At 42.0% G+C, this 25,876-nt stretch carries 26 protein-coding genes and 1 tRNA gene; 13 read left to right on the forward strand and 14 right to left on the reverse strand.

The features are described 5' to 3' along the window. The first annotated feature begins 48 nt into the window (after positions 1 to 48). Together KDN43_RS02795 and KDN43_RS02800 are read left to right on the forward strand one after the other, a co-directional pair. On the forward strand, positions 49 to 213 hold the full coding sequence (locus KDN43_RS02795) for a hypothetical protein (RefSeq protein ID WP_238868176.1): 165 nt from the start codon (positions 49 to 51) through the stop codon (positions 211 to 213). A 443-nt stretch (positions 214 to 656) separates the two neighbouring features. Next, positions 657 to 3,038: a TonB-dependent receptor gene (locus KDN43_RS02800; protein WP_238868177.1), complete on the forward strand. Its 2,382-nt coding sequence runs from the start codon at positions 657 to 659 to the stop codon at positions 3,036 to 3,038. 278 nt (positions 3,039 to 3,316) lie between these two features. Here KDN43_RS02800 and KDN43_RS02805 read toward each other — a convergent pair. Beyond that, positions 3,317 to 3,398: transfer RNA gene (locus tag KDN43_RS02805), tRNA-Leu, on the reverse strand. Positions 3,399 to 3,421: 23 nt separating this feature from the next. Beyond that, complete coding sequence (gene purN / locus KDN43_RS02810; protein WP_407681803.1) at positions 3,422 to 4,069, reverse strand: phosphoribosylglycinamide formyltransferase; 648 nt, start codon at positions 4,067 to 4,069, stop codon at positions 3,422 to 3,424. Between the two features lie 100 nt (positions 4,070 to 4,169). On the opposite strand from purN, the gene KDN43_RS02815 reads away from it, so the two are divergent. Genes KDN43_RS02815 through rnc form a run of 3 tightly spaced genes read left to right on the forward strand, consistent with a single transcriptional unit; the run spans position 4,170 to position 6,486 of the window. Continuing rightward, positions 4,170 to 4,406: an acyl carrier protein gene (locus KDN43_RS02815; RefSeq protein WP_238868179.1), complete on the forward strand. Its 237-nt coding sequence runs from the start codon at positions 4,170 to 4,172 to the stop codon at positions 4,404 to 4,406. Between the two features lie 12 nt (positions 4,407 to 4,418). Then, on the forward strand, positions 4,419 to 5,681 hold the full coding sequence (gene fabF / locus KDN43_RS02820; protein WP_238868180.1) for a beta-ketoacyl-ACP synthase II: 1,263 nt from the start codon (positions 4,419 to 4,421) through the stop codon (positions 5,679 to 5,681). Between the two features lies 1 nt (position 5,682). Beyond that, positions 5,683 to 6,486, forward strand: coding sequence for a ribonuclease III (gene rnc / locus KDN43_RS02825; protein ID WP_238868181.1), 804 nt, complete (start codon positions 5,683 to 5,685; stop codon positions 6,484 to 6,486). 79 nt (positions 6,487 to 6,565) lie between these two features. On the opposite strand, the gene KDN43_RS02830 is transcribed toward rnc, so the two are convergent. The 3 genes from KDN43_RS02830 to surE all read right to left on the reverse strand — a co-directional run bounded on the left by KDN43_RS02830 (position 6,566) and on the right by surE (position 9,840). Next, a complete protein-coding gene (locus tag KDN43_RS02830) occupies positions 6,566 to 7,582 on the reverse strand; it encodes an ATP-dependent 6-phosphofructokinase (protein ID WP_238868182.1) in 1,017 nt (338 codons plus the stop codon). Between the two features lie 349 nt (positions 7,583 to 7,931). After that, entirely contained in the window at positions 7,932 to 9,065 is a 1,134-nt protein-coding gene (lpxB, locus tag KDN43_RS02835) for a lipid-A-disaccharide synthase (protein ID WP_238868183.1), read from the reverse strand. A 10-nt stretch (positions 9,066 to 9,075) separates the two neighbouring features. After that, complete coding sequence (surE, locus tag KDN43_RS02840; RefSeq protein WP_238869531.1) at positions 9,076 to 9,840, reverse strand: 5'/3'-nucleotidase SurE; 765 nt, start codon at positions 9,838 to 9,840, stop codon at positions 9,076 to 9,078. A 154-nt stretch (positions 9,841 to 9,994) separates the two neighbouring features. Here surE and KDN43_RS02845 point away from each other — a divergent pair, with 154 nt between their 5' ends. Then, complete coding sequence (locus KDN43_RS02845; RefSeq protein WP_238868184.1) at positions 9,995 to 11,623, forward strand: alkaline phosphatase; 1,629 nt, start codon at positions 9,995 to 9,997, stop codon at positions 11,621 to 11,623. Between the two features lie 96 nt (positions 11,624 to 11,719). On the opposite strand, the gene KDN43_RS02850 is transcribed toward KDN43_RS02845, so the two are convergent. From KDN43_RS02850 to purD, 3 genes are all read right to left on the reverse strand, one after another. Further along, entirely contained in the window at positions 11,720 to 12,223 is a 504-nt protein-coding gene (locus KDN43_RS02850) for a DUF4251 domain-containing protein (protein WP_238868185.1), read from the reverse strand. Positions 12,224 to 12,379: 156 nt separating this feature from the next. Next, positions 12,380 to 13,423, reverse strand: a complete 1,044-nt coding sequence (locus tag KDN43_RS02855) for a hypothetical protein (protein WP_238868186.1) — start codon at positions 13,421 to 13,423, stop codon at positions 12,380 to 12,382. Between the two features lie 13 nt (positions 13,424 to 13,436). Beyond that, positions 13,437 to 14,714, reverse strand: a complete 1,278-nt coding sequence (gene purD / locus KDN43_RS02860) for a phosphoribosylamine--glycine ligase (protein WP_238868187.1) — start codon at positions 14,712 to 14,714, stop codon at positions 13,437 to 13,439. 173 nt (positions 14,715 to 14,887) lie between these two features. On the opposite strand from purD, the gene KDN43_RS02865 reads away from it, so the two are divergent. The 7 genes from KDN43_RS02865 (at position 14,888) to KDN43_RS02895 (ending at position 21,282) form a co-directional block, all read left to right on the forward strand. Next, on the forward strand, positions 14,888 to 15,841 hold the full coding sequence (locus KDN43_RS02865; RefSeq protein WP_238868188.1) for an NAD(P)H-dependent flavin oxidoreductase: 954 nt from the start codon (positions 14,888 to 14,890) through the stop codon (positions 15,839 to 15,841). An 84-nt stretch (positions 15,842 to 15,925) separates the two neighbouring features. After that, on the forward strand, positions 15,926 to 16,765 hold the full coding sequence (locus KDN43_RS02870) for an O-fucosyltransferase family protein (protein ID WP_238868189.1): 840 nt from the start codon (positions 15,926 to 15,928) through the stop codon (positions 16,763 to 16,765). Between the two features lie 56 nt (positions 16,766 to 16,821). Beyond that, entirely contained in the window at positions 16,822 to 17,646 is an 825-nt protein-coding gene (locus tag KDN43_RS02875; protein WP_238868190.1) for an MBL fold metallo-hydrolase, read from the forward strand. A 3-nt stretch (positions 17,647 to 17,649) separates the two neighbouring features. Continuing rightward, complete coding sequence (locus tag KDN43_RS02880; RefSeq protein WP_238868191.1) at positions 17,650 to 18,546, forward strand: glycosyltransferase; 897 nt, start codon at positions 17,650 to 17,652, stop codon at positions 18,544 to 18,546. 3 nt (positions 18,547 to 18,549) lie between these two features. Then, positions 18,550 to 19,779, forward strand: a complete 1,230-nt coding sequence (locus KDN43_RS02885; RefSeq protein WP_238868192.1) for a glycosyltransferase family 4 protein — start codon at positions 18,550 to 18,552, stop codon at positions 19,777 to 19,779. Continuing rightward, positions 19,772 to 20,515 carry a glycosyltransferase family 2 protein gene (locus KDN43_RS02890; RefSeq protein WP_238868193.1) on the forward strand — a complete coding sequence of 248 codons (744 nt, stop codon included), beginning with the start codon at positions 19,772 to 19,774 and terminating at the stop codon, positions 20,513 to 20,515. Before KDN43_RS02885 ends, KDN43_RS02890 begins: the two co-directional genes overlap by 8 nt. 227 nt (positions 20,516 to 20,742) lie before the next feature. Then, positions 20,743 to 21,282 (forward strand): RNA methyltransferase, encoded by a 540-nt coding sequence (locus tag KDN43_RS02895; RefSeq protein ID WP_238868194.1) that lies wholly within the window; start codon positions 20,743 to 20,745, stop codon positions 21,280 to 21,282. 111 nt (positions 21,283 to 21,393) lie between these two features. Here the strand turns inward: KDN43_RS02895 and KDN43_RS02900 are convergent, their stop codons facing one another. The 6 genes from KDN43_RS02900 to KDN43_RS02925 all read right to left on the reverse strand — a co-directional run bounded on the left by KDN43_RS02900 (position 21,394) and on the right by KDN43_RS02925 (position 25,869). Next, on the reverse strand, positions 21,394 to 22,137 hold the full coding sequence (locus KDN43_RS02900; protein ID WP_238868195.1) for a UDP-2,3-diacylglucosamine diphosphatase: 744 nt from the start codon (positions 22,135 to 22,137) through the stop codon (positions 21,394 to 21,396). 31 nt (positions 22,138 to 22,168) lie between these two features. Beyond that, positions 22,169 to 22,486 carry a metal-sulfur cluster assembly factor gene (locus tag KDN43_RS02905; protein ID WP_238868196.1) on the reverse strand — a complete coding sequence of 106 codons (318 nt, stop codon included), beginning with the start codon at positions 22,484 to 22,486 and terminating at the stop codon, positions 22,169 to 22,171. Between the two features lie 49 nt (positions 22,487 to 22,535). After that, complete coding sequence (gene radC / locus KDN43_RS02910) at positions 22,536 to 23,225, reverse strand: RadC family protein (RefSeq protein ID WP_238868197.1); 690 nt, start codon at positions 23,223 to 23,225, stop codon at positions 22,536 to 22,538. 148 nt (positions 23,226 to 23,373) lie between these two features. Continuing rightward, positions 23,374 to 23,940, reverse strand: a complete 567-nt coding sequence (gene efp, locus KDN43_RS02915) for an elongation factor P (protein WP_238868198.1) — start codon at positions 23,938 to 23,940, stop codon at positions 23,374 to 23,376. A 90-nt stretch (positions 23,941 to 24,030) separates the two neighbouring features. Next, positions 24,031 to 24,417, reverse strand: a complete 387-nt coding sequence (locus tag KDN43_RS02920; RefSeq protein ID WP_238869532.1) for a GtrA family protein — start codon at positions 24,415 to 24,417, stop codon at positions 24,031 to 24,033. A gap of 141 nt (positions 24,418 to 24,558) precedes the next feature. Continuing rightward, positions 24,559 to 25,869, reverse strand: coding sequence for an NCS2 family permease (locus KDN43_RS02925; RefSeq protein ID WP_238868199.1), 1,311 nt, complete (start codon positions 25,867 to 25,869; stop codon positions 24,559 to 24,561). Positions 25,870 to 25,876: the final 7 nt, after the last annotated feature.

Below are 25,876 nucleotides of genomic sequence, written 5' to 3' on the forward strand. Positions count from 1 at the left end.
GAGATTTAAAAAATATTTATCTAACATCACAAAATTTGTTTCAAGGAGATGGACCTACAACTACTTATAGTTATTATAACAGGTATTGCGGTTGCGGTTAAGCTTATACGCTCAATATATAATCTCTTTGTTGAAAAGAGAGACAACCCCTACTGCGGCGGTTGCAAAGGATGTGATATATCAAACATGGTAATGCCACCAAAAAAAGAGTAATTCTCATTAATTGAATTCTCTGTTAAATATAGGATATCACATTTGCCTGACTCCCGCCGGCAGCTGCATACACTAACTCCGTTATCTGAAAAGAACCGCTTAGTCAATCCCGGAAAATAGCTCTTTCGTCAGGAAATTTGCATTACTCACCAAAAGTTGTCCGGCAATTTCAAAGAACCCGTATGGTACCGTGAAAACGTTAGTGAACTATTTCGTTAAGCTAAATGAGCAGAGGACAAGTTTATTTGGACTATTCCATAGCGAGAAATAGTCTAACGTTAGTGAACTATTTTGCTGCAATCGTGATGCATTCGAAGAATGAATGAAAAATTTTCAATGAAAAAAACATTACTTCATGTTGAACAAAAGCAAATAAATTATGTTTATTTCAGGTATAAATTCTCACCAATATCTTTTTTTAAAAATCATATTGTGAAACTTTTATGAAAAAGTTTTTCATTTTTATTTTCTTACTCATAAGCGTTTTGTCTTATGGCCAGAAAGGAAATATCCAGGGTCGCGTTTACAATGCCAAAACAAACGAACCGCTTGAATTTGCTACTATTCAGATTGAGGGTACTACCATTGGATCAAATTCAGATATTGACGGCAATTTCCGGCTTACAGGTATTGATCCCGGGTTCAAAAAACTTATCGTGACTATGGTGGGCTTTGAAAAGACAATCTCACCGGAAATACAGGTACAGGGAAATCAAACTTCGTATATAGATATTGAGGTTAGGGAGGCATCTATCCAGCTTCAGGGTGTGGAGATAATGCCCAGGATCACGGCAAAGCGTATCGAAAGCCCATTGTCGGTGGTAACTATCGGAGTACAACAGATTGAAAAAAGCGCCGGTGCCAACCGCGATGTATCTAAAATAGTGCAGACATTGCCCGGCGTGGGCGCAACCGACCCAAACCGTAACGACCTGATTGTCCGTGGTGGAGGCCCCTCGGAAAATGTCTTTTACCTTGATGGCATAGAGATACCGGTGATCAATCATTTCTCCACCCAGGGAGCTTCTGGAGGTGTAGTCGGAATCATCAATCCCGATTTTGTTCGCGAAATCAGCTTCTACACCGGAGCATTCCCTGCTGCTCGCCCCAATGCATTAAGCTCAGTGATGGAAATACGTCAGAAAGATGGCAGCAAAGACCGTCTGCATAGCAAGATTTCAGTCGGAGCTTCGGATGCAGCTCTTACCCTTGACGGCCCAGCAGGTAAGAAATCCACTTTTATCATTTCAGCCAGACAATCCTACCTTCAATTGCTTTTCAAAGCGATAGGACTTCCCTTTTTACCTACATACAACGATTTTCAAATTAAATATAAGTACTCTGTCGGCCTCAAGAACGAACTCACGTTTATTGGCCTCGGCGCTATCGATAACATGACACTCAACACCGATTTGCAAAAGACCGGTACCGAGTCGCAACAGTATCTGTTAAGCTATCTTCCCGTTTACAAACAATGGAATTATGCTTTAGGGACCGTTTACAAGCACTTCTCCGACAACTATTTTGACACTTGGGTACTCAGTCGCAACATGCTGCGAAACAGTAATTACAAATATCCTGAAAACGATGAATCCAAACCTAAGAGTTCCGATTATCGCTCCGATGAAGCAGAAAATAAACTGCGCTTTGAGCGCAGTTACCCTGCATTTCCTGTAAAACTGCAGTTTGGTGGAGGAGTAAAGCATACCCGATATACCAATTATACTTACAGGAAGATCTTTATTGACGGAACAACTCGCGATTTTGATTATCAAACTAAACTCAACCTGTTTGCTTATCAGGCTTTCGTACAGCTTTCCGACGATTATATAGACGGAAAGCTTAGGCTCTCTCTAGGACTCAATACGGCAGGAAACACATTCAACGATAATATGAGAAACCCTTTTAATCAACTTTCGCCCCGCTTTTCGATATCATATGCCTTATCCGAAAGATTGAACCTGAACACAAACATTGGACGTTATGTTATGCAACCTTCCTATACGACTATGGGATTTAAAAACAGTAACGGAACATTTGCAAACAGAAATGAAAGTGTTCGATATATTCTTTCAGATCAGGTAGTTGCAGGTTTTGAATATAATCCCCAGGAAATGATACGGTTTACGGTAGAAGGGTTTTACAAGCAATATAACCGCTATCCGATTTCTGTAGCCGATGGAATAAGCATTGCCAGCAAGGGCACCGAATACGGCCAGGTGGGAGACGAAGAGGTGATTTCCGAAGGCAAGGGAAGAGCATACGGTGTAGAGTTTCTAGCCAGGGTTATGTCGTTGGGAAATGTAGATCTAACCTCTACCTTTACCCTTTTCAGAAGCGAATTCAGCAATAGTAAAGGCCTCTATATCCCTTCATCATGGGAAACAAAGTCAATATTGAATATTACGGGGGGCTACCGTTTCGGCAAAAGCTGGTATATTGCAGCACGGTGGCGATATGTGGGTGGGGCACCCTATTCTCCCATCGACTGGAACCTGTCGACCGACAAAGAGGCATGGAGCATCACCAGTCAGGCTTATATCGATTATAAGAAATTCAACACATTGCGTTTAAAAGATTCTCATCAGCTGGATATTCGTATCGACAAGGAGTTCTATTTTCAGTGGTTGATGCTGAATGTTTATGCCGATGTACAAAATGTATATAACTTCCGTTCTGAGAATACGCCCATCTATACCAATAAAGATACTGAGGGGAAGATAATGGACGATCCGAATGATCCAGGGAAGCGGCAGTTGCTTCGCACGCTCGACTCTTTCAGAGGAACAGTATTACCAACAATAGGGCTTATCGTAAAATTTTAAAAACTCCCGGAATAGCACTTTAACTTCATTTATAACTCAGCTGCTTAAGATTGATATGATGAGTCTGATTCAAAAACCATAAAACCAATTTAACGGATTGTAAAACACTGAATTTCAGAATATGTTCCCGTATATTTTGGACATAAAAGACTTATCGGAGGAAACTAATAGGAATAATATTACTGAAGAAATAAAGTAAAAGCTTTTACATCTGCGCTTTAAGTAACCTTGAAGAATAAAAAAACTCCCCTCGGGTTTCCCTGAAAGGAGCTTTAATGTGCGGCTGAAGGGACTCGAACCCCCACGACTCTCGTCACTAGATCCTAAGTCTAGCGCGGCTACCAATTACGCCACAGCCGCAAAACGGGATACAAAGGTACTACTTATTTTTTTATCTGCGACTCTCCGCTTGCTATTTTTTTTACCACCTCTTCAACCACCCGCGGATAGTGAGTATACTCCAGAACATGAACTTTCCGGGCAATATCATCAGGCGTATCCTCTTTATTTACTTCACAGGTTGCCTGATAGATGATGCTACCTTCATCATAATTTTCATTTACATAATGTATTGTGATTCCCGACTCCTTATCACCTGAATCAACCACAGCACGATGCACCCTGTCGCCATACATTCCTTTTCCTCCGTGCCTTGGCAGAAGAGCAGGATGAATGTTAACTATTCGTTCAGGATAACTGTCAAGAAGAGGTTGCGACAATTTCAGGAGAAACCCGGCAAGTACAATAAAATCGATATTGTATTCACGAAGAGTGTCGAGAACAAGCAGGCCGTCATCAAATTCAGGCTTGCTGAATGTAAAAGAGGGGATACCCAGATGCCTGGCACGCTCGTGCACATAAGCATCTCTTTTATTAGAGATAATTAGTGAAACCACAATATCGTCACTATCGGAAAAATAACGGACAATATTTTCAGCATTACTGCCGTTACCCGACGCAAAAATAGAAATACGAGTCATAAAACGGATGTTTTTTGCACAAAAAAACGTGATTTGTGCACTTATTTTGATTTTAATAGACAAAAGTTTGCACAATTAGAGAAAAAATGCGTTACTTTGCATCGCAAATTTAAGAATAAAATTTTTAATTTATTAATTAATATCGAAAGTTATGTCTGAAGTAGCACAAAGAGTAAAATCGATTATTGTCGACAAATTAGGTGTTGAAGAAGCTGAAGTAACAGAAACAGCAAGCTTTACCAATGATTTGGGAGCCGACTCACTTGACACAGTAGAATTGATCATGGAATTTGAAAAGGAATTCAATATCTCAATTCCAGACGATCAGGCAGAAAAAATCTCTACTGTTGGCGACGCAGTTTCTTATGTAGAACAACACGCGAAATAATCCATTCTATTCATGGAGTTAAAAAGAGTAGTAGTAACAGGCTTGGGAGCAATTACTCCGCTGGGTAACGACGTTAAGACAACGTGGGAAAATGCCTTAGCGGGTAAGAGTGGTTCCAGGCCTATTACTCATTTTGATGCATCGCTTTTTAAAACGCAGTTTGCCTGCGAAGTAAAAGATTTCAACCCCAGCGATCTTTTTGACCGCAAGGAAGCAAGAAAATATGACAGATATGCCCAACTTGCGATCAAGGCAGCCAAAGAGGCGATGGAAAATTCCGGACTTGACCTGGAGAAAGAAGATACAAGCCGTATTGGGGTAATATTTTCTGCGGGGATCGGAGGAATAAGAACATTTGAAGACGAGGTAGGTGACTATTATATCAATAAGGAGAAAGGACCACGGTTCAACCCCTTTTTCATTCCGAAAATGATAGCGGATATCGCAGCTGGGCATATCTCTATGATTTACGGACTGAGAGGTCCGAACTATGCAACCGTATCCGCTTGCGCTTCATCAACAAATGCCATCGTGGATGCTTTCAACCTCATTCGTCTTGGTAAGGCAAATGTGATCGTTACCGGTGGTGCTGAATCGACCATCAGCCCGTCTGCCGTGGGCGGATTCAATTCAATGCATGCTCTGTCTACACGAAACGACTCTCCGGAAACAGCATCACGCCCGTTCAGTGCGAGCCGTGACGGGTTTGTTATCGGCGAGGGAGGGTCAGCACTCATCCTGGAAGAGCTGGAGCATGCAATAGCCCGTGGAGCAAACATTTACGCGGAGGTGGCCGGTGGAGGTATGTCTGCCGATGCATACCATATAACCGCTTCACATCCTGAAGGATTGGGAGCAAAGTTAGTTATGCGTAATGCACTGGAAGATGCCGGAATGAAGCCCGAAGATATCGATTACGTAAACGTACATGGAACATCTACAACTGTTGGAGATATATCAGAGGTAAAAGCTATTCTCGAAGTATTCGGTGAACATAGCTATAAACTGAATATCAGCTCTACAAAATCGATGACAGGCCATTTGCTGGGAGGAGCAGGCGCACTTGAAGCAATGCTTAGTATCCTGGCAATCAGGGATCAGATTGTCCCCCCCACCATCAACCATGAAGAAGGGGATGACGATCCGGAAATTGACTATAATCTTAATTTTACATTCAACAAAGCTCAAAAAAGGGAGATAAGAGCTGCGTTATCTAACACTTTTGGCTTTGGGGGACACAACGCAAGTGTAATTCTCAAGCAATACAGCAAATAATGTGTTAAGAAGACTCGTAAAAAGGATCAAGGCTCTCCCTCATATTGGGAAAGAGCCTTATCTTTCATATTACAATGTACTTGGGTTCTATCCTGACAGGATTGATCTCTACAGGGAAGCTATGACTCACCGTTCCTCTTCCGTACGCTCCAAAAAAGGGAGATGGGTGAACAATGAGCGACTTGAATTTTTGGGAGACGCCATTCTCGATGCTATCGTTGCAGATATTCTCTATAAAAAATTCGAACACAAAAAGGAGGGATTTCTTACAAGCACTCGCTCACGTATTGTACAAAGAGAGACACTTAACAAGTTGGCAGTAGAATTAGGACTTGACAAGAAGATTGTATCATCTACCCGAAACCTGGCACACAACACTAACATATATGGAGATGCTCTCGAGGCTCTAATTGGCGCCATCTACCTTGATCAGGGCTACAGGGTAGCCAAGAAATTTGTATACGAAACACTTATAAAGGAGCATCTGAACATTGAAAAGGTACTAAAGAGTGAAGTCGATTTCAAATCACGCCTAATTGAATGGGGACAAAAAAACAAGGTGGATGTCTGTTTTGAGGTCACAGAATCGCTGTATGATACCCAAAACAACCCTGTTTTTATTTCATGTGTAAAGGTTGCAGGAGCTGAGATTGGTTCGGGAAAAGGATATTCAAAGAAAGAGTCGCATCAGATGGCAGCCAAGGTGGCCATCAAAAAACTTAGAGAAAGCGACAGCCTGCAGGAAGCCATCGCCAAAACTCAACAAAATAACTTATCAGCTCAAAACGAAATAACACAGGAGTAATGTCCTGAACAGAATTAAGGCAGCTAAAAAAATCATCTGTACTGACAGTCTTCAGAATGTGGTGCGTGCAACGCTTACCCTATAAAGTACCAAAAGAGATACCCATGCGCTTACCATGGACAACCAGGTCAGTGTCGGGTGTTACCAGTCGAAGCTTTCCTGCAATTTCTGACAAAGGTATATCGGAGATGCTGTTTCCCAGCTTTGCCACCATTCTCCCAAACTTCCCTTCATGGATCAGTTCCGCAGCATGTCCCCCCAGCAACGTACCAAGATTTCTGTCATAAGGCGAAGGTGATCCGCCTCTCTGTATATATCCAAGCACTGTTTCACGTGTCTCGAAACCGGTATGCTCCTCAATTTCACGGGCGAAATATGTAGCTGGCCGTTCTCTCACTGGCACTTCCACACCCTCTGCAACAGCAACAATAGAATAAGCTTTCCCCATCTCCATCCGTTTGTTGATTTTTTCTATTATTGCCTTCATATTATATCCCAGTTCGGGTATAAGAATTATATCCGCACCCCCTGCCATTCCTGCATAAAGGGTAATCCACCCAGCGTGATGCCCCATCAGCTCAATCACCATAACGCGACGGTGAGAACTGGCTGTGGAGTGTAGCCTGTCGATAGCCTCGGTAGCAATATTTACCGCCGTATCAAAACCGAAGGTTATATCAGTGCCGTACACATCGTTATCAATGGTTTTTGGTATCCCCACCACATTTAATCCAAGCTCCGAAAGCATCCATGTTGTTCGTTGGGTGCCGTTTCCTCCAATGCATACCAGACAATCGAGCCCCAGCTCGTGATAGGCATTTTTTATCTGCTCCCTGTCCTTCTCGTCGGGAGAGGTAATCATCTTGCGAAATACCTTTTCACGCGCAGTCCCTAAAATTGTACCACCCATATTAAGGATACCGGACAACGACGGGTCGGTAAGTTCTACAATATCTTTATGCAACAATCCTGAAAATCCATTCAAGATACCTATTACCTGCATACCGTAATTATTGATGACTGTTTTACCTACACCACGTATTGTAGCGTTAATGCCTGGAGCATCTCCGCCTGAAGTAAGAATACCGACTTTCATAAAATTTTTCTTTTAATCATTCAGGTCTGTGGATAATTGAATAGTCGCATAGATGCTGAATTGCAAACTTGTTACCTCCCTATTCTACTTATCCTTCAAAATTGACATGTAAATGTGACATGCAAAGGAAATAAAAAAGAGGTAAAAAAAGAACAGGAGGGGGTTATTTTATTAAGGAGACTTCATAAAAGCCCTTAAAAATTATGCTTAATTGTTGGAACCCCCACTAAATGCTTGTTAACGCCTTAAAACTCTTTCCTTATATCAGTCGCAAGATATTTATTTAAAAAAACTCCAAAGCCTCCCGGTACCGGCTGCTTATTAAAAAATTGAAAGCTTGGAAGAATATTTATTTATTGCTGCTAAAAATTATCTCCGCAGCTCTGTCAGATGCACCGGGCCCACCCAGAACCTGTTTCATATTTTTGTAATTATTAAGCATATTCTGCCTGTAGCTCTGCACATGAAGAATCTGATGCAACTCTTTGCGAATATTGTCTTCCGTAAAGTTAATTGCAAATAATTCTTTTACAACCTCATGTCCGCATATCAGGTTAACCAGCGAAATATAAGGTGTGTGAAGAAGATGTCTGAATCCCCAATAAGATAGCCTGGGCATTGCCATGCGGTAACATACCACTTGGGGCACTCCAAGCAAAGCAGTCTCAAGGGTGGCTGTCCCCGATGTCACCAACGCCGCATCCGATTGTGCCAGAATGCGATAAGTTTGATTGAAAAGCACGGTTGCAGGAGGGAAAGAGGTGGTGAAATCTTCATAAAATTGTGGATCTATTCCTGGGGCACCGGCTACAATAAACTGGTAACCATCAGCAAAACCCGCTACCGCCTGTAGCATAGAAGGTAAATTGCCCGCGATCTCCTGTTTGCGGCTTCCGGCCAGAAGAGCAATAACAGGCTTGTTCTCGAGGTTATTGACAGTGATGAAATCGTTGAAAACCTCATCTTTATGGCTTCTTGCCGCAATAGCATCTAACGTTGGATTACCAACATAACGGACTTTATATTGATGTTTTTGGTAAAAATCGACTTCAAACGGCAGGATGGAGAGCATCTCATCAACATATTTTTTTAACAATCTTATCCTGTACTCTTTCCATGCCCAAACTTTTGGTGATATATAATAATAAACAGGAATTCCAAGAACTCCTTTTGCATACCTGGCTATTTTCAGGTTGAATCCCGGATAATCTACCAGAATAACCACATCGGGACTGTATTCTGAAATATCTCTCTTGCAGTAAGCTAGATTTTTGAGAATAGTGCGAGAGTTCATAACAACAGGAATTATACCCATATATGCCATATCGCGGTAATGTCTTACAAGTGTCCCACCTTTTGACTGCATAAGATCACCTCCGAAGAAACGAAATTGAGCCTCATCGTCAAGTTTTTTGAGCGACTGCATCAGGTTCGATGCATGCAAATCGCCTGATGCTTCTCCTGCCACAAGATAATATTTCATGTTTTTTATTTTATAATCGCCACTCGTTCAACTCGGGAAGAAAATTGTGAGCTGTCATATCTATTTTGACCGGGACTACTGCTGCATAACCGTTCGCAAGTGCCCACTCATCGTTATTATTGTTTTCCTCTTCCCAATTTTCAAAATTACCGGTCATCCAGAAGACATCTCTTCCCATGCCATCTTTCGACCGGTGATACTCATTCACCCATTTCCCTTGTGTCTGGGTTGTCATTCTAATCCCTTTAATGTTGCCCGCAGGAACATTGACATTCAAACAGATCCCTCTGGGAAGCCTAACTTCAAGAACTTTTTTTGCAAGCTTGCGAGCAACATTTGCCGTAATTGAAAAATCCGCGTCGGGCGTAAAATCACAAAGCGAGAAACCTATTGAAGGTACATCAAAAATACAACCTTCAATTGCTGCCCCCATAGTTCCTGAATAGAGCACACTGATGCCGGCATTTGAGCCGTGATTGATTCCTGAGACAAGCAAATCGGGTTTTCTGTCCATGAACTCGTTGAGTGCAAGCTTCACACAGTCTGCCGGCGTTCCGTTACACATGTATGCTGTAAGATCCTCTTCTTTGTGAAATACTCTTGCACGAAGCGGTGTTGAAGTAGAGATAGCACTCGACATGCCCGAGCGGGGTGAATCGGGTGCAAAAACAACAATCTCTCCCAAACCTTTCATCGCTGAAGTAAGCGAAACAATTCCTTTAGCCTGATATCCATCATCGTTGGTGACAAGGATCAGGGGTTTTCTATTACTCATCATTCAATTTTTTAAAACCACAAATATAAGTAAATTCAAACACTTCCGCACAATGATGACTGTTTACAGGTCTAATTATTATGTAATCCTTATAATAACATAAGAAGAATTTACTACCTTTGGACGGTTAGATTAAATAAAAAAAATCAATATAATGAGAAAATTACATCTTTTGTTTTGCTTATTACTTATTTCCCTTACACTTTTTGCACAGGAAGTAAGACCAGTAAAAAACTTAATCGTTATGATCCCTGACGGCACCTCCATAGGTGTGTATTCCGCAGCAAGATGGTTCAAATACTATAACAATCAGGGCGAGTCGCTTCACATTGACCCCTATCTCACCGGGACCGTTACAACTTTTTCATCCAACGCGCCCATAGGCGACTCTGCACCTACAAGCTCAACATATGCCACAGGAATCTTGCAGCAATCGGGTAATGTAGCAATTTATCCGGAAAAATCGGATAACGACATTTTCCCGGTTGACGAATCAAGAACCTGGCAGCCGGCGGCAACAATACTTGAAGCGTCTAAAATTGAAAAGAAAAAAGCAGCCGGACTGGTAGTAACCTGTGAATTCCCGCATGCAACTCCTGCCGACTTTTCGGCACATCATTATAAACGAAGCAATTATAAAGCCCTTGCAGCTCAAATGGCATATCAGAATTTAGACGTGATGTTTGGAGGTGGAAACGGAATTCTTACGGATGACATCAAACAACATTTGTCCAACAACGGGACCACACTTATTCAGGATGATAAAAATTCACTTCTTAACTATAAGGGAGACGGAAAGGTTTGGGCATTGTTTGGTGACAAGGCTCTGCCTTACAACATCGACAGAAACACTGATAAGATACCAAGCCTTGCAGAAATGACAGAAAAAGCTATTGAACTACTATCAAAAAATGATAACGGTTTTTTCCTTATGGTAGAAGGGAGTCAGGTGGACTGGGCAGCACACGCCAATGACCCTGCTGCTATGATTGACGAATTTCTTGCTTTTGACGAAGCTGCAGGCAAAGTGATTGAATTTGCTATAAACGATGGAAATACAGCTGTGGTAATTCTTCCCGATCACGGGAACAGCGGCTTCTCAATAGGCAGGAAAGACTGCCCCGGATATGATAAGCTTTCAATTGAAAAATTATTTGGAGCAGTATCAAAATATAAACTTAGCACCAATGGTTTGGAATCAATCCTGGCAGATACGAAACCTGAAAATATTAAAGCTGTTTTTAAGAAATATACCAGTATAGACATTACGGACGAGGAGTTAGAAACGCTGCTCTCTTCCAAGAACTACAAAGAAGCCGATTATACAAAGGTGGGCACAGGCAACAATCTGGCGCATAATATTGGGAATATTTTAAATTCACGCACCTGTTTTGGGTTCACCACAGGAGGCCATACCGGAGAAGAAGTACTTCTTGCAGCCTATCACCCACAGGGTGATGTACCTGGAGGGCACCTGATGAACACACAGGTAAACGAATATCTTCAGAAGGTATCGGGTCTGGAAACATCGTTGCAAGAGCTTACAGACCGGATTTTTGTAAAACATTCGGAGTTGTTTTCAGGACTTAATTACTCTATTGATAAAAAAGATCCTGACTTTCCTTTGTTACGAGTAAAAAAAGGGAAGAACAGTCTTGAAGTGAAGGCTTTTTCATCGGTGGCAAACCTTAACGGAAAACCATTCGATATAGGCTCAGTAGTGGTTTACATCGATAAAAACGATACTTTTTATCTGCCAAAGATGCTTGCTGAGAAATTATAAACGGCAATGGAATTTAATCCAGGTTGTTGAACAAAAAAATCCACTTTACCGTGGATTTTTTTGTAATAATGCAATGAAAGACTTCATGGTCGGGACTTATCTCTTATTTGCTGTTTCAATATTTCCCAGAAATGAGATATGTTCTCTGTTTACATCACTCACATCGAGGCGTGCTGTACCGTTCTCCCAGATATCAAAGCTAAATGTCACAGCCCTGTCCAAATCTAAAATGGAAATTTGAGCAATCCAATTCCCTTTTTTCTTTCCCTGAGCGACCTGGTACGAAAAATCGGTACTTGTGAAGTTAAAACCACCTTCCCGCGGATCCATGAGTGCCCGGTATGCCCGTCCATAATATGGCAGATATGCCTTTACAGTATCGGGAGTGACTTTTACATCATAATAGGGAGAAAGGTAAACCGACATAAATCTGTTAGGATAGGCATAAGTGGCTTCAAAAGTAAAGTGAGGTATCTCCACCGCATTTTTTATCTCTGCTGCCCGCATCTCTTTATCGGCGGCTGTCTGTGTGCTTCCGCATGCCTGAAAAACAAGCAGGACAAAAAGCACAACTATTACATAGCGTAGCAATTTTGTCATTTTTCACCTCCTTAATTATTTGAAAGATCTTTCTGAGTTAAAGCCAAAACAGCACCGTATATCAATGCTGCTAGCGAAAAAACTAATCTCAGGCAAGAGAATATTTTTACGCGGGTTTAATGCAAAAAATAAAATAATCACATGAAACCTATATATTTAACACCTGAAAACATGATATTGTTTAACTAAAAGATCAGCAAAAAAGGAAAAATGAGAAAGGTAAAAACAGGTCATCACCACTATAATGAAATATGCCATATATATAGCTGACTTGGAAACAGTCCTAGTGTAGAAGTATGCATTCAGATAAGATATTAGAGGCACGACAAGAGTTAGAAAGAATATGTTCCGGCTCCAGTAAACAATCTGCAATAATAACATAAATACGGTGAGGAATACCACAAACTGCATAAAGCTAATTGTTAGCACTTTATCTCTTGAGTAGGTATTTATACTAAAAATCATGTTCGACACAAAAAACAGGCCGGTAATAATCACAGCCACCCACTCCGAAACGGAAAAAGCTGGAATCCCGGGAAGCGAAAATAAAGCAAAAGCTAAAAAAGGCTGAACGAAACCGGGAATATCATCGAAAAGAAAATAGAGAGAAAAAACAGATAGATATATTAGTGAAACACCGAAAAGCGATGACAAGAGCGAACGGAACTGAGGGCCGCGCATTGTCCGTTCCCCTTTCCACCATAGAGGTATCAGCATAAGCGCGTAGATCTGGAACAATGAAGCTGCAGCTATTAACACCCCTGCACGAAAGGAATAGAGGTATGAACTTGACTTTTGATAAGATCTCAGTAGAGGAAAAAATGCCAGCAGGACAAACACGATGGCGATATAGTTGCCGTTCATCACAAGAAAACATGGATGGAGGCTTAACAAAAAAAGAGGAACAACAAAGGGAAGATTTGAACGTGAACGGATAAGGTTAAACCTGCCATTCATAGTGGCAATTATTGATGCAATAAGAAAAACAGAGAGAGTGGAAACGAAAAACGATGTAAACGGATCATCAAACAAATGTTCAAAATATCTCCAAAGATGGCTATCGTCGATAAAAGAGGCTTGTGCCCTGTTTCCCCAATAAAACATTGCGGCACGCATACCTATCACACATATTGAAGTGAGCACAGGGATGAAGCGTCCCTCGACTATTACTGACCTGAATCTCCTTACAACACTGTGCATGAGGATTGATTGTTTACGGGATGCGAAGATCGAACCCTATATCTTTTCTGAAATAACTCTCTTCGAATCTTATTTTTTCAATGTTCTTGTAGGATGTTTTTAATGCTTCATCCATTGTGTTGCCATAAGAGGTAACTGCCAACACGCGGCCGCCTGCAGTAACCACATCGTTGCCCTGAATTTTTGTTCCTGCATGAAACACAATACTATCCTGAATATTTTCAAGACCGTCAATCTTTTTACCTTTTTCATAGGCTTCTGGGTAACCCCCTGAAACCATCATAACGGTTGTTGCAAAACGACCGTCAACCTCCAGCGTTTTGCTATCAAGCGTCTCGGTTGCCACACTGATAAACAGTTCTAAAAGGTCGGACTTGACAAGCGGCATCACCACTTCCGATTCCGGATCACCCATACGCACATTGTATTCAATCACTTTTGGGTCTTCTCCTATCTTAATCAGTCCCAGGAAAATAAATCCTTTATATTCGATCTTCTCTTTTTGTAATCCTTTTATGGTAGGTTCAACAATGCTAATGCGCACTTTTTCCATGAATTCTTTATCTGCAAAGGGGACAGGCGATACGGCACCCATGCCGCCGGTATTCAAGCCGGTATTACCTTCTCCAACACGCTTATAATCTTTTGCAACAGGAAATATCTTGTATGAGTTTCCATCGGTCAACACAAAAACCGAACACTCTATACCAGACAGGAACTCCTCTATCACTACCTTGCTGCTTGCCTTGCCGAACTTCCCGTTAAGCATCTCCCAAAGCATCCTCTTTGCTTCATTAAGTTCATCAATAATAAGTACACCCTTACCTGCAGCCAATCCGTCAGCTTTTAACACGTAGGGTGAAGGAAGTGATTCTAGAAAGGTGTTTCCCTCTACAATATTTTCAAGAGTGACAGTTTTATAAATTGCCGTGGGGATATTGTGGCGAATCATGAAATCTTTGGCAAAATCCTTGCTCCCTTCCAGCTGTGCCCCCTTTTTTGAAGGGCCTATTACGGCAATATGACAAATATCTTCATCGTCATGAAAAAAATCGTAAATACCTTGTACCAAAGGGTCTTCAGGACCGACCACAATCATATCAACATCATTGTCGAGCGAGAATTGCTTCATCGCTTCAAAATCAGTAACGCTAATAGAAACATTTGTCCCCAGCATTGCAGTGCCTGCATTACCAGGAGCAATATAAAGATTATTCAGATAGCCGCTTTTGCGTATTTTCCACGCTAAAGCATGCTCACGACCACCGGAACCAAGAAGAAGGACATTCATAATGTCAGCGATTCATTTACAATTTTACTTATTCATTGCCTTATCAGAGACATCAGGCAACAGCTTACAAAGCTACTAAAAATATTCTTAAGAAGCAGATAGTAAATTAAAATTTGGATTATGATTAGATAAAATTGATAAGCAAAAGCTATCTTTGCACAATAAACAAAAAAATGAACAGTAACAGGATATCAGCCCTATTTGGCATACGCTACCCTATTGTACAGGCCGGCATGGTATGGTGCAGCGGGTGGAGGCTGGCTTCAGCAGTTAGCAATGCCGGTGCTTTGGGATTGATTGGAGCGGGATCAATGCATCCTGTCACGCTGCGGGAGCATATTAAAAAATGCAAGGCAGCAACTGAAAAACCCTTTGGGGTGAATGTCCCGCTGATGTATCCCCAGATAGAAGAGATTATAAAGATAGTGATGGAAGAGGGAGTACCTGTAGTTTTCACTTCCGCTGGAAATCCAAAAACGTGGACCCCGGTACTGAAAGCCAGGGGAATAAAAGTAGCGCATGTTGTCTCAAGCTCCCTGTTTGCCCAAAAATCCGCTGCTGCAGGTGTTGATGCCATAGTTGCCGAAGGGTTTGAAGCAGGTGGCCACAACGGCCGCGAAGAGACCACCACACTTACTTTAATACCACAGGTAAGGGGTGCAGTTGATCTGCCGCTTATTGCCGCCGGTGGTATTGCCTCCGGAGAGGCGATGGCTGCAGCATTTGCTCTGGGTGCAGAAGGGGTGCAGTCAGGTACACGCTTCGCCCTTACTTATGAGAGCTCTGCCAGCGATGCATTCAAAGAAAAGTGCATCACCTTGGATGAGGGCGATACCATGCTTTCACTCAAGAAAGTAAGTCCCACACGCATAATTAAAAACGACTTTTACCGTCAGGTTCAGGAGATGGAAGACAGGGGGGCCACAGAGGACGAATTACGGCAACTCCTTGGCAGGGGTCGTTCCAAAAAAGGTATTTTTGAAGGTGATCTCAACGAAGGCGAGCTAGAGATTGGGCAGATAGCTTCACAGATCAAACAGATTATCCACGCCGAAGATGTGGTGAGAAAGATGATTGAAAGCTATAACCAAACAGTAATAAGGCTGTCTCAGCAAACTTTTGAATAAACAAGCGTTGCAACCAAACGTAAGCCGGCATGCCAATATCTGCAAATGAGGAATAACTTTATAGATATCCGTTAGTTAATTGAAATGAAATCATATGTAACACTTGTACCATACGGGGGACTTGCAAACCGCATGAAAGCTATCGAATCAATTATAGCTTTAATAAGAGGTACGAATATACAAGCTACGGCGATATGGTTCAAAGACAAAGGACTGAACTGCTCTTTTGAACAATTATTCCAATCAATTGACATACCAAATTTAAGATTGCGCAACGCTGTATTATCGGATTACATACTGTATGACCGTCCCCGTAGGAAAAACCTTTTTATTCCATTTATTTTTGAAAAAGCTGCTTTCAATAACTGCCTGTATGAAGATGATGTAACACAAAGGGTAAGCATGAATTTCGACTTCCGTCAATGGGTGTTATCAAATAAAAAAACTTATCTGTCAGCATGCGTGCTATTCTATCCAGGCGAATCTAAGTTCAGATTCAACTCTTTTATTCCTGTACCCTGGTTGCAGGAACGGATAAATGAAAGGTGCAAAAATTTTACAAACTATACTGTTGGGGTACATATCCGCCGCACAGATAACATTAACTCCATCAGAGAAAGTCCTACTGAATTGTTTATCCAGCGGATGAAAAAAGAGATAGAAAGTGAAAGTGACGTACGTTTCTACGTAGCATCGGATTCTACGGAAGAAAAAAAGAAGCTTACAAGCATTTTCGGAGATCGAATAATAACGGACTGGAAACCCACTTCACGATCTACCCCCGAAGGGATAGAGGATGCTTTAGTGGAACTATACTCCTTATCACGTACACAAAAAATATTTGGATCACATCGCAGTTCTTACTCAGAGACAGCTGCTGAAATAGGCAAGATATCACACGAGAAGATAAAAAGCAAATTATAAGCTGCCCATAAAGAGATGCCGGTATTGATTTATTTACTTTATCTTTGTATTCAACTATGCAATACGAACTTTTTCAATTGGAACGATTCTCATTTTTCAGCCTGAGCAGCGGGAGTTGCGGCAATTGCTACTATCTGGGTAACAGCCGTTACGGCATCCTTATAGATGCCGGTATAGGGCCCCGCGTTATCAGAAAGCGACTTGCCGAAAACGGAGTTGATCTATCATCTATTATGGCAGTTCTGATAACTCACGATCACTACGATCATATAAAATCGGCCGGATACCTGGGAGAGAAACTGCATATCCCGGTGTATGCAACCCGTGAGGTGCACAGAGGCATATCAAACAGTCCACTTATACGCCACAGCCTCAACGGGTCATCAAAATATATTAAAAAAGGGAACCCTTTTCAGATTGAAGATTTCCGCATTACTGCTTTCAACGTGCCACACGACAGTATCGATAATGCAGGCTATTTTTTTGAATTCGGCAACAACAAGCTTACTCTGGTTACCGATGTAGGTGCCATAACCGATGAGGTAGCATACTATATCTGCAAAGCAAACCACTTGGTTATTGAAAGCAATTATGATGAGGAGATGCTCCGTAACGGCTGCTATCCCTATCATCTGAAACGCCGGATCACATCAGGAGAAGGACATCTCAGCAACCGTGAAACTGCCGAATTCCTAGCTAACAACTATTCATCGGAGCTGCGCAATATCTGGCTCTGCCATCTGAGCGGCGACAATAATAATCCAACACTGGCTTATGAAACAGTAGAGAGACAGCTTTCGCAGAGAGGTATAGAAGTGGGGCGCCACGTTGCGCTACATGTGCTAGAACGAAATGTGCTGTCGAACAAAATAGATTTTTAGCCTATGAACCCTGCCCCTGTCATACTCTTCACATATAACCGTCCTTCCCATACCCGGCAAACATTAGAGGCATTGCTCAACAACAAGTTAAGCAGCCAGAGCGTGCTATATATTTTTTCTGACGGTTATAAAGACAACTCCGATAAGAGTGAGGTGCTGAAGGTACGTGAACTTATACACTCAATAGAAGGCTTCAAGGAGATTCATATTATTGAAAACAAGTTTAACCAGGGCCTGGCAAGAAATATTATCGACGGTGTTACCAGGATTGTAAACGAATATGGCAGAGTAATTGTTCTTGAAGACGATATTGTTACATCTCCATATTTTCTGACGTTTATGAACGAAACGCTTGAGAGATTCAAAGATGAAGAGAGGATAGGTCATATACAGGGATTCTGTTTCCCTTTGCCCGACCTGCCGGATGTCTTTTTAATAAGATGGACAGGCAGCTGGGGATGGGCAACCTGGAAAAGAGCTTGGCAGATGTTTAACCCTGACGGGGAAGCTCTGTTATTGTCACTGAAAAAGAAGAGACTAACAAAAGCGTTCGATTTCAATGGAAATTACCCATATACACGTATGCTGAAAAGGCAGGTTAAAGGGAAAAACGACTCCTGGGCTATCCGCTGGTACGCTTCACTGTTCCTGAACAACGTTCTTTCACTCAATGCAGGAAAATCACTCGTTCAAAACATTGGATTTGACGGAAGTGGAAGACATAGCGGAAGGAACATCGTTTATTCGACCAGTCTCCATAAAGATGATTTAAAGACAGAGATCGGAGTAATCAGAGAAAACAGAGCTGTAAAAAAAGCAATCGGTAAATATTACAGAAGAAAAAACTCTGTTTGGGCAAAGTTAAAGGGAAGGATTAACCGTTTTCTGAGAAGTAGATAACATATGAACATTCTCATTGTAAGCACATCAGACATTTACGGCGGGGCAGCTTTGGCAGCATTCAGGCTAATGAGAGCACTAAATTCCGGTGGAGAAAATGTTAAAATGCTTGTCCGGGATAAAAGGTCAAATGACCCTGATGTGTTTGTGGTTGGCAACCAACTCAAAAGCAGATGGAATTTTTATTTTGAACGGGGAGCGATTTTTTTACAAAACCGTTTCTCAAAAGAAAACTTATTCGACGTTTCTATCGCCAACACTGGCTGCTCAATTACAGAGCTACCCTTATTCAGGGAGGCCGATGTTATTCATCTGCATTGGATTAATCAAGGGATGCTATCCGTAAATGAAATTGAAAAGATCATTGCCTCCGGCAAAAAGGTGGTGTGGACAATGCACGATATGTGGCCGTTCACCGGAATCTGCCACCATGCGGTTACTTGCATTAACTACGAGAGGTCATGCGGTTTGTGCCCCTATTTAGTATCAGCATCGCCTGAAGATCTGTCACACAGTATTTTTCTGAAAAAACAAGCCATCTACGGAAATGGGAAAATCACTTTTGTGGCCTGCAGCAACTGGCTCAAAGAACTTGCAATCAGAAGTCCGCTAACGCAAGGACATACGGTAGTATCCATACCTAATCCCATAAATACTGATGAGTATTGCCAAAAAAACAAATTTGAAGCGCTCAAAAGGCTCAATCTGCCCGTTGACAGGAAAATTGTGCTGTTTGCAGCAGTAAAAGCATCTGATCCCAGAAAAGGGATTCACTGTCTGCTCGAGGCAAGCCGAATACTTGCAAAGAATCACAACAACATACTGTTCATCATTGCCGGCGGCAACGGTGAAGAATTGGAGGAAAAGCTTTCGCTCCCTGCTATTGACTTGGGACTTATTCCGCCTAATAAAATGGTTGATGCCTATAACGCTGCCGATCTGTTTGTAACACCATCGTTACAGGAGAACCTGCCCAATACCCTCATGGAGGCAATGGCATGCGGAACACCCTGTGTAGGGTTCAATACAGGTGGTATTCCCGAGATGATCTTACACGGTGAAAACGGTTACGTAGCCAAATACAAAGACGCCGGAGACCTGGCAAACGGGATATTATGGACTCTTTATAAGGCCGATTACGCAACACTATCATCCAACGCACGCAAAAAAGCACTTAAAGATTACAATGAATCACTGATAGCACAACAGTACATCGATATATATCATGCTTAAACTTTCTGTCATAACTGTTACCTTCAATGCCGAAATGACTCTGGAACGAACACTGAAAAGCGTTCAGGAGCAAACATATCATAACATTGAGCACGTGATTGTAGATGGAGCGTCAAAAGACGATACACCGATGCTCATCAGTCGATATTCAAATGAGAAGATGAAATGGATGAGCGAGCCGGATAAAGGATTATACGACGCAATGAACAAGGCTGTAGCAATGGCATCGGGCGATTATATCTGTTTTCTGAACGCCGGTGATACCTTTTTTGAAAAGGAAACGGTAGAAAAAATGATGCAATCTTTTAAGGAGAAGGCTTCTCCCGATATTCTCTACGGAGAGACTGCCATTGTAAATGGAGAGGGTGAATTTTTACATATGCGCCGCCTGAAAGCTCCTGACAGACTCTCTTGGAAGAGTTTCAAAATGGGAATGGTAGTGTGTCATCAGGCATTTTTTGTGAAACGGATACTCTTTGAGCCTTACGATATTTCATACCGATTCTCCTCCGATTTCGACTGGTGCATTCGAATGATGAAAAAGGCTGCATCAATTTACAACACTCGCAGTACGCTCATCAACTATCTTAACGAAGGAATGACTACTGCCAACCGTAAAGCATCTCTAAGAGAACGGTACCGTATCATGGTGAAATATTACGGCCACCTGTCAACCTTGCTTCATCATGCATGGTTTGTTATAAGGGCTGTTATAAAACGCGATGGGAAAAAGTGATTTAATATTGAGAAATACCTTCTCTGTTTACTTTATTTATGCCTCTTTGGCCTTTGAAAAGGTAACTGAGTATTTGGAAAGACCATTTGAAATAACAGGAGGATGCGTGCGAATGTTTATCTACGAAAAGGCTATCGAGTGTTGGAAATGACGGATTGATACGATAGAGATGTTTGAGATGATTGAAAACAACAGCATGATAATGAATAAATCTGATGTTTAGTAAAATGAAAAGACGAAAACTTAAGGTTGAAGAGCTGAATCGTATAAGTATTGAGGAGTTTCAGGCTGCTGAGAAAATTCCCCTGGTAATAGTACTTGATAACGTACGCAGCAGGAACAATATAGGTTCTGTTTTTCGCACAAGCGATGCTTTCAGAGTCAAGGAGATATTACTTTGCGGTATAACCGCAACACCACCCGATGCCGAAATCCACAAGACTGCTCTCGGTTCCGAAGACTCAGTAAAGTGGCGCTATTTTGAAAAAACATTATCGGCCGTTCAGCAACTGCGATCTGAAGGCTATACAATCTTCTCCGTTGAGCAGGCTGAGAACAGTCTCTCATTGGAATCAACGGAGTTGGACAAAAACAAAAAATATGCTGTTGTCTTCGGACACGAAGTTTACGGTGTGCAACAATCAGTTATCGATGCTTCGGACGGGTGTATCGAGATCCCGCAATATGGCACCAAGCACTCTCTCAATGTGTCGGTTGCTGCAGGTATTGTAATATGGGATTTTTTCAAAAAAATTTTGCATCCCTAAAATTACACTGCATGAATTGAAGTTCGCCATGTGCGAAGGCCCATTATATGTTTACCGGGGATATAGCTTCGTAAATCTCGGTACATCAGTTAAAAAGGATAAAACTGATATTTAAGAGTCGTACCTCTCTAGCCTTAAGGTTTTCCCGTTGAATACTGCATAGGAGAAGTATGTTATCCAGTCCCCAAGCATAATTACTTTAGAGCTCTCTGCTATGGGCAGTTCAAGCAATATATGGCGGTGTCCGAAAATAAAGTAATCAATATCAGGAACTTCACTCAGTTTCTGTTTTGCAAAGTTGACAAGATTCTCCTTTTCCTCGCCCAGGTAGGGCTGCACTCCGCCGTAGAGGCGGCTGCTATTCGACCAGGCATGTGCCATCGGTATGGTCCACCTTGGGTGAATAGCCGAAAAACATCTCCTGAGGAATTTGCTGTGGAACACTTTTCTAAGCAGGCGAAACGACCTGGAGTTATCCCCCAGCCCATCGCCGTGAGCAAGAAAAAATTTCTTTCCTTCTATTTCGGTTATAAAAGGTTCGAAATGCAGAATTAGCCCACACTCTTCTGAAAGGTAGTCGGTTAACCATATATCGTGGTTCCCAATAAAAAAATGGACCTCCACCCCTGAATCGGTCACCTCTGCCAGCTTTCCCAAAACACGAGTAAACCCTTTAGGTACAACATACCTGTATTCATACCAGTAGTCAAATATATCACCCATCAGATAAATCGCCTGGGCATCCTGTCTTGCGAAATCAAGCCAACGACACAGCTTCCGTTCCGTCTCAAAGGAATCGTTATGCGATTTTGATCCTAAATGGGCATCAGCGAGGAAATATATCTTTTTATCCACTGTTAATGATTCTGCAAATTTCCACACCAGATTACATCATTCCCAGCTCCAGAAGAGCCTCTTCACTCATCATCGAACGATCCCACGGCGGATCGAAGGTAAGATTGATGTCCACCTTTTTCACCTCCTGTATCGATTCAACTTTCAACTGCACATCCATAAGGATAAAATCTGCAGCCGGACAAGCGGGCGATGTAAATGTCATTTCTATTGTTACATTGCTATCATCATCTACATCCACATCGTAGATCATACCCAGATCATAGATATTCACGGGAATTTCGGGATCATACACCGTACGGAGCATCACCACTATTTTATCTTGTATCGCCTGTATCTTTTCGTTCATAATTCATTTTTTATTATTAAACCGAATTCCGGGCAAATTGTTTCTTTAATCAGATAATTCCTTCATCTGCATAACTGAAATAAGTTTCCCCGCATACTATAATATGATCCAACAGCATGATATCCATCAATTGAGCAGCATCTTTCAGCTTTTTTGAAATATGAGTATCCTGAGGGCTAGGACGGCAATTCCCGGAGGGATGATTATGCCCAAGTATTATACCTGATGCATAATGATTTAGCGCCTCTCGAAGAATCAGACGGATATCCACAACGGTCCCCGAAATACCTCCCCTGCTGACCTGCATTGTGGTAAGTACCTTGTTTGACCGGTCTGTAAGCAAAGCCCACGTCTCTTCATGGTTCAGATCGGAAAGAATTGGAAAGAAATGTTCATGTGCATCGCGTGATGATACTATTTTTCTTCTGTCGGAGATATCCGTATTTTTCCTTCGCCTCCCCAATTCGAGAGCCGAGATAACTGTAACTGCCTTGGCTTCACCTATTCCACGGAAGTTCCGCACCAGGTCGGCCACACTCATACGGGCAAGATTATTCAAATCGTTGTCGGCTTTAAGCAGAATTCGTTTACTCAGTTCTACCGCACTCTCCCTGTCATTACCAGAGCCAATCAATATAGCAAGTAGCTCCGAATCGGAGAGCGCCGATACCCCTTTCATCACTAATTTTTCCCTTGGACGATCTTCCTCTGCCCACTGTTTGATACTTAACCTGTTCATGTTATTATATTTCCGGATTGTAACAGAACAAATGTACGAATAAAAATCATAATGGGAAGGGGACGGCAGTTTTAAAACAAAAGAGGACGGACATTTTCTTTCATGTTCGTCCTCTCTAATACGAAGTTATTTAAATGTTTACTAAGAATCACTCTCTCACACGTTCCACATAGGATCCGTTTCGTGTATCAACTTTTATTTTTTCACCTGTGTTTACAAAAAGTGGCACACGCACCTCAGCACCTGTTTCAACGGTTGCAGGCTTCAAGGCGTTTGTTGCGGTATCGCCTTTTATTCCTGGCTCGGTATAGGTAACCTCAAGCACAACATGCAGAGGCATTTCTGCTGTAAGAATAGTCCCGCTTTCGGCATGGATCTGCACATCCACTATATCACCTTCTTTTAAGAACTGCACTCCTTCAATCTGCTCTTCAGGGATGGGTATTTGCTCAAATGTTTCGGTATTCATGAAATTATATCCCATATCGTCGCGGTAGAGATACTGAAAAGGGCGACGTTCTATACGTACCTCATCCACCCTTACCCCCGAGTTGAATGTCTTTTCAAGCACGCGTCCGGTAGTCACATTTTTAAGTTTTGTACGAACGAAAGCTGCCCCTTTACCTGGTTTCACATGCAGAAATTCCACAATAAAAAAGTACTGCCCATCCAAATCGATGCACATCCCGTTCCTGAAATCAGCAGTTGTTGCCATAAAATATTGTCAGTGTTAGTATTACTTATTATTAATTGATTCAGAGCGCAAAAGTAATTATTTCATCTGTAAAAAGCAAATGAAAATGCTTTAGCATTTATTAAAGGTGAAGAAATAGTTTGCAACGAAGTTCCACAGGGTTACGAATGCAGTAGCGATAGCTTTAGATATGTAGAAGTTTATCTTCCCCTTTTCGTGAAGTAGATAAAGAAACAGGTTATTCAATCCTAGGCCAATCACCGAAACTAGGAAAAAAGATAAATATTCAAGTCCCACATCAGGATTTTCGCTTTCAAATGTCCAGATTCTGTTCAAAACATAGTTGGATGTGGCTGCCAGCATAAAACCGATTGAATTGGAAAGAAATTTATTCCACTTTAACTTCTCCTTGCACATCCATGTAAAGAAAAAATCGATCACCGTACCCGACAATCCTACCACGCCAAACTTAAGAAACTTTAAAAACAAATCTATCATCATTCAAAAACTTTATTAATCGGTTTTTCCATTAAAAAAAGATACCAGATGAAGCCTGTACCTAACTACCGTTTTCTGCAAAAATAAAAAGTAAGTCCCGGTAAAACGAATTTTACAGGACTTACTTTCATTAATAGTTATTTATAGCACATTCATCGCATCCAATACCATCTTCACAATAAACAACACAAATATCACCCACATGGTCGTGGAGATCTGCCTGAATTTTCCGCTCAGCGCTTTCAGGAAGACAAAAGATAGCATGCCGAACACGATACCCTGGGCAATACTGAAAGCAAAAGGCATCATCACAATGGTAAGGAAAGCCGGCAGGGCTTCTGTCATATCATGGAAATTGATCTTTACAACTGAAGTTATCATGAACAGCCCAACCAGTATAAGCGCTGGAGCAGTAGCTGAGGCAGGAACCATTAGGAACAGCGGGGCGAGAAACAACGCCAGTGCAAACATTACAGCCGTGGAGAGAGCGGTCAGCCCGGTGCGTCCTCCCACAGCTACGCCAGAAGCACTCTCAACGTATGAGGTAACTGTACTTGTTCCCAGAACAGCACCAAAGGTTGTGCCAAGAGCATCGGCAAAAAGGGCACGTTTAATTTGCGGAAAGCTCCCTTCGTTGTCAGTAAGCCCAATCTTAGAAGCAACTCCCAAAAGGGTTCCAATGGTATCGAAGAGATTTACAAAAAGGAATGTAAACACTACGATCAGCATATCGGGTGTAAAGATATTGTGCCATTCAAACTTCATAAAGATTGGTGATATATCGGGAGGGAGAGCAACAATGCCTCCTTCGGGCAGGTGGACCAGTCCCAGCAAGCCTGCAAAAATTGTAGCGACAATAATCCCTATAAGGAACGCCCCGTGTACTTTTTTATGATACAATACCGCTGTAAGTATAAGTCCCGCCGAAGCGACCCATATATGGGGGTTAGACATCGCCCCAAGGGTTAGCATGGTGTTTTCATCTTTCACAATCAATCCCGCGTTCTGCAGCCCAAGAAAGGTAATGAAAAGGCCTATTCCTACTGGAATAGCATTTTTGATTGAACCCGGAATACTCTTCACTATCAGTTCCCGCACATTAAAGAACGTGAGGATAACAAAAATAATCCCTTCTATAAAAACTGCAGTAAGGGCCATCTGCCAAGAATAGCCGAGCCCTAACACTACTGAAAAGGCGAAGAAAGAGTTAAGCCCCATACCGGGTGCCTGTGCCACCGGCAGATTAGGGATGAACGCCATAAACATGGTTCCCAGTACGCTAGCTAATGCCGTTGCCGTAAAAAGTGCTGCCTTGTCCATACCCGATGCGCTCAGGATATTTGGGTTCACTATTAAAATATAAGACATGGTGAGAAAAGTTATGATCCCCGCCACAATCTCGGTACGAACAGTCGTCTTGTGTGCTTTTAGCTTAAATAATTTTTCCAACATAGATTCT

Source organism: Proteiniphilum propionicum (assembly GCF_022267555.1).
GTDB classification, from domain to species: Bacteria; Bacteroidota; Bacteroidia; order Bacteroidales; family Dysgonomonadaceae; genus Proteiniphilum; species Proteiniphilum propionicum.

Coding starts and splice junctions, on each gene's coding strand:
- KDN43_RS02925 (WP_238868199.1), bottom strand. CDS start 25,869: ATGTTGGAAAAATTATTTAAGCTAAAAGCACACAAGACGACTGTTCGT.
- KDN43_RS02830 (WP_238868182.1), bottom strand. CDS start 7,582: ATGAAAGTCGGTATTCTTACTTCAGGCGGAGATGCTCCAGGCATTAAC.
- KDN43_RS02895 (WP_238868194.1), top strand. CDS start 20,743: ATGAAAAGACGAAAACTTAAGGTTGAAGAGCTGAATCGTATAAGTATT.
- KDN43_RS02920 (WP_238869532.1), bottom strand. CDS start 24,417: ATGATAGATTTGTTTTTAAAGTTTCTTAAGTTTGGCGTGGTAGGATTG.
- KDN43_RS02845 (WP_238868184.1), top strand. CDS start 9,995: ATGAGAAAATTACATCTTTTGTTTTGCTTATTACTTATTTCCCTTACA.
- KDN43_RS02880 (WP_238868191.1), top strand. CDS start 17,650: ATGAACCCTGCCCCTGTCATACTCTTCACATATAACCGTCCTTCCCAT.
- KDN43_RS02795 (WP_238868176.1), top strand. CDS start 49: ATGGACCTACAACTACTTATAGTTATTATAACAGGTATTGCGGTTGCG.
- KDN43_RS02905 (WP_238868196.1), bottom strand. CDS start 22,486: ATGAACGAAAAGATACAGGCGATACAAGATAAAATAGTGGTGATGCTC.
- KDN43_RS02875 (WP_238868190.1), top strand. CDS start 16,822: ATGCAATACGAACTTTTTCAATTGGAACGATTCTCATTTTTCAGCCTG.
- surE (WP_238869531.1), bottom strand. CDS start 9,840: ATGAGTAATAGAAAACCCCTGATCCTTGTCACCAACGATGATGGATAT.
- lpxB (WP_238868183.1), bottom strand. CDS start 9,065: ATGAAATATTATCTTGTGGCAGGAGAAGCATCAGGCGATTTGCATGCA.
- KDN43_RS02800 (WP_238868177.1), top strand. CDS start 657: ATGAAAAAGTTTTTCATTTTTATTTTCTTACTCATAAGCGTTTTGTCT.
- efp (WP_238868198.1), bottom strand. CDS start 23,940: ATGGCAACAACTGCTGATTTCAGGAACGGGATGTGCATCGATTTGGAT.
- KDN43_RS02850 (WP_238868185.1), bottom strand. CDS start 12,223: ATGACAAAATTGCTACGCTATGTAATAGTTGTGCTTTTTGTCCTGCTT.
- KDN43_RS02870 (WP_238868189.1), top strand. CDS start 15,926: ATGAAATCATATGTAACACTTGTACCATACGGGGGACTTGCAAACCGC.
- KDN43_RS02865 (WP_238868188.1), top strand. CDS start 14,888: ATGAACAGTAACAGGATATCAGCCCTATTTGGCATACGCTACCCTATT.
- purD (WP_238868187.1), bottom strand. CDS start 14,714: ATGAATGTCCTTCTTCTTGGTTCCGGTGGTCGTGAGCATGCTTTAGCG.
- KDN43_RS02855 (WP_238868186.1), bottom strand. CDS start 13,423: ATGCACAGTGTTGTAAGGAGATTCAGGTCAGTAATAGTCGAGGGACGC.
- KDN43_RS02815 (WP_238868179.1), top strand. CDS start 4,170: ATGTCTGAAGTAGCACAAAGAGTAAAATCGATTATTGTCGACAAATTA.
- radC (WP_238868197.1), bottom strand. CDS start 23,225: ATGAACAGGTTAAGTATCAAACAGTGGGCAGAGGAAGATCGTCCAAGG.
- KDN43_RS02890 (WP_238868193.1), top strand. CDS start 19,772: ATGCTTAAACTTTCTGTCATAACTGTTACCTTCAATGCCGAAATGACT.
- fabF (WP_238868180.1), top strand. CDS start 4,419: ATGGAGTTAAAAAGAGTAGTAGTAACAGGCTTGGGAGCAATTACTCCG.
- KDN43_RS02885 (WP_238868192.1), top strand. CDS start 18,550: ATGAACATTCTCATTGTAAGCACATCAGACATTTACGGCGGGGCAGCT.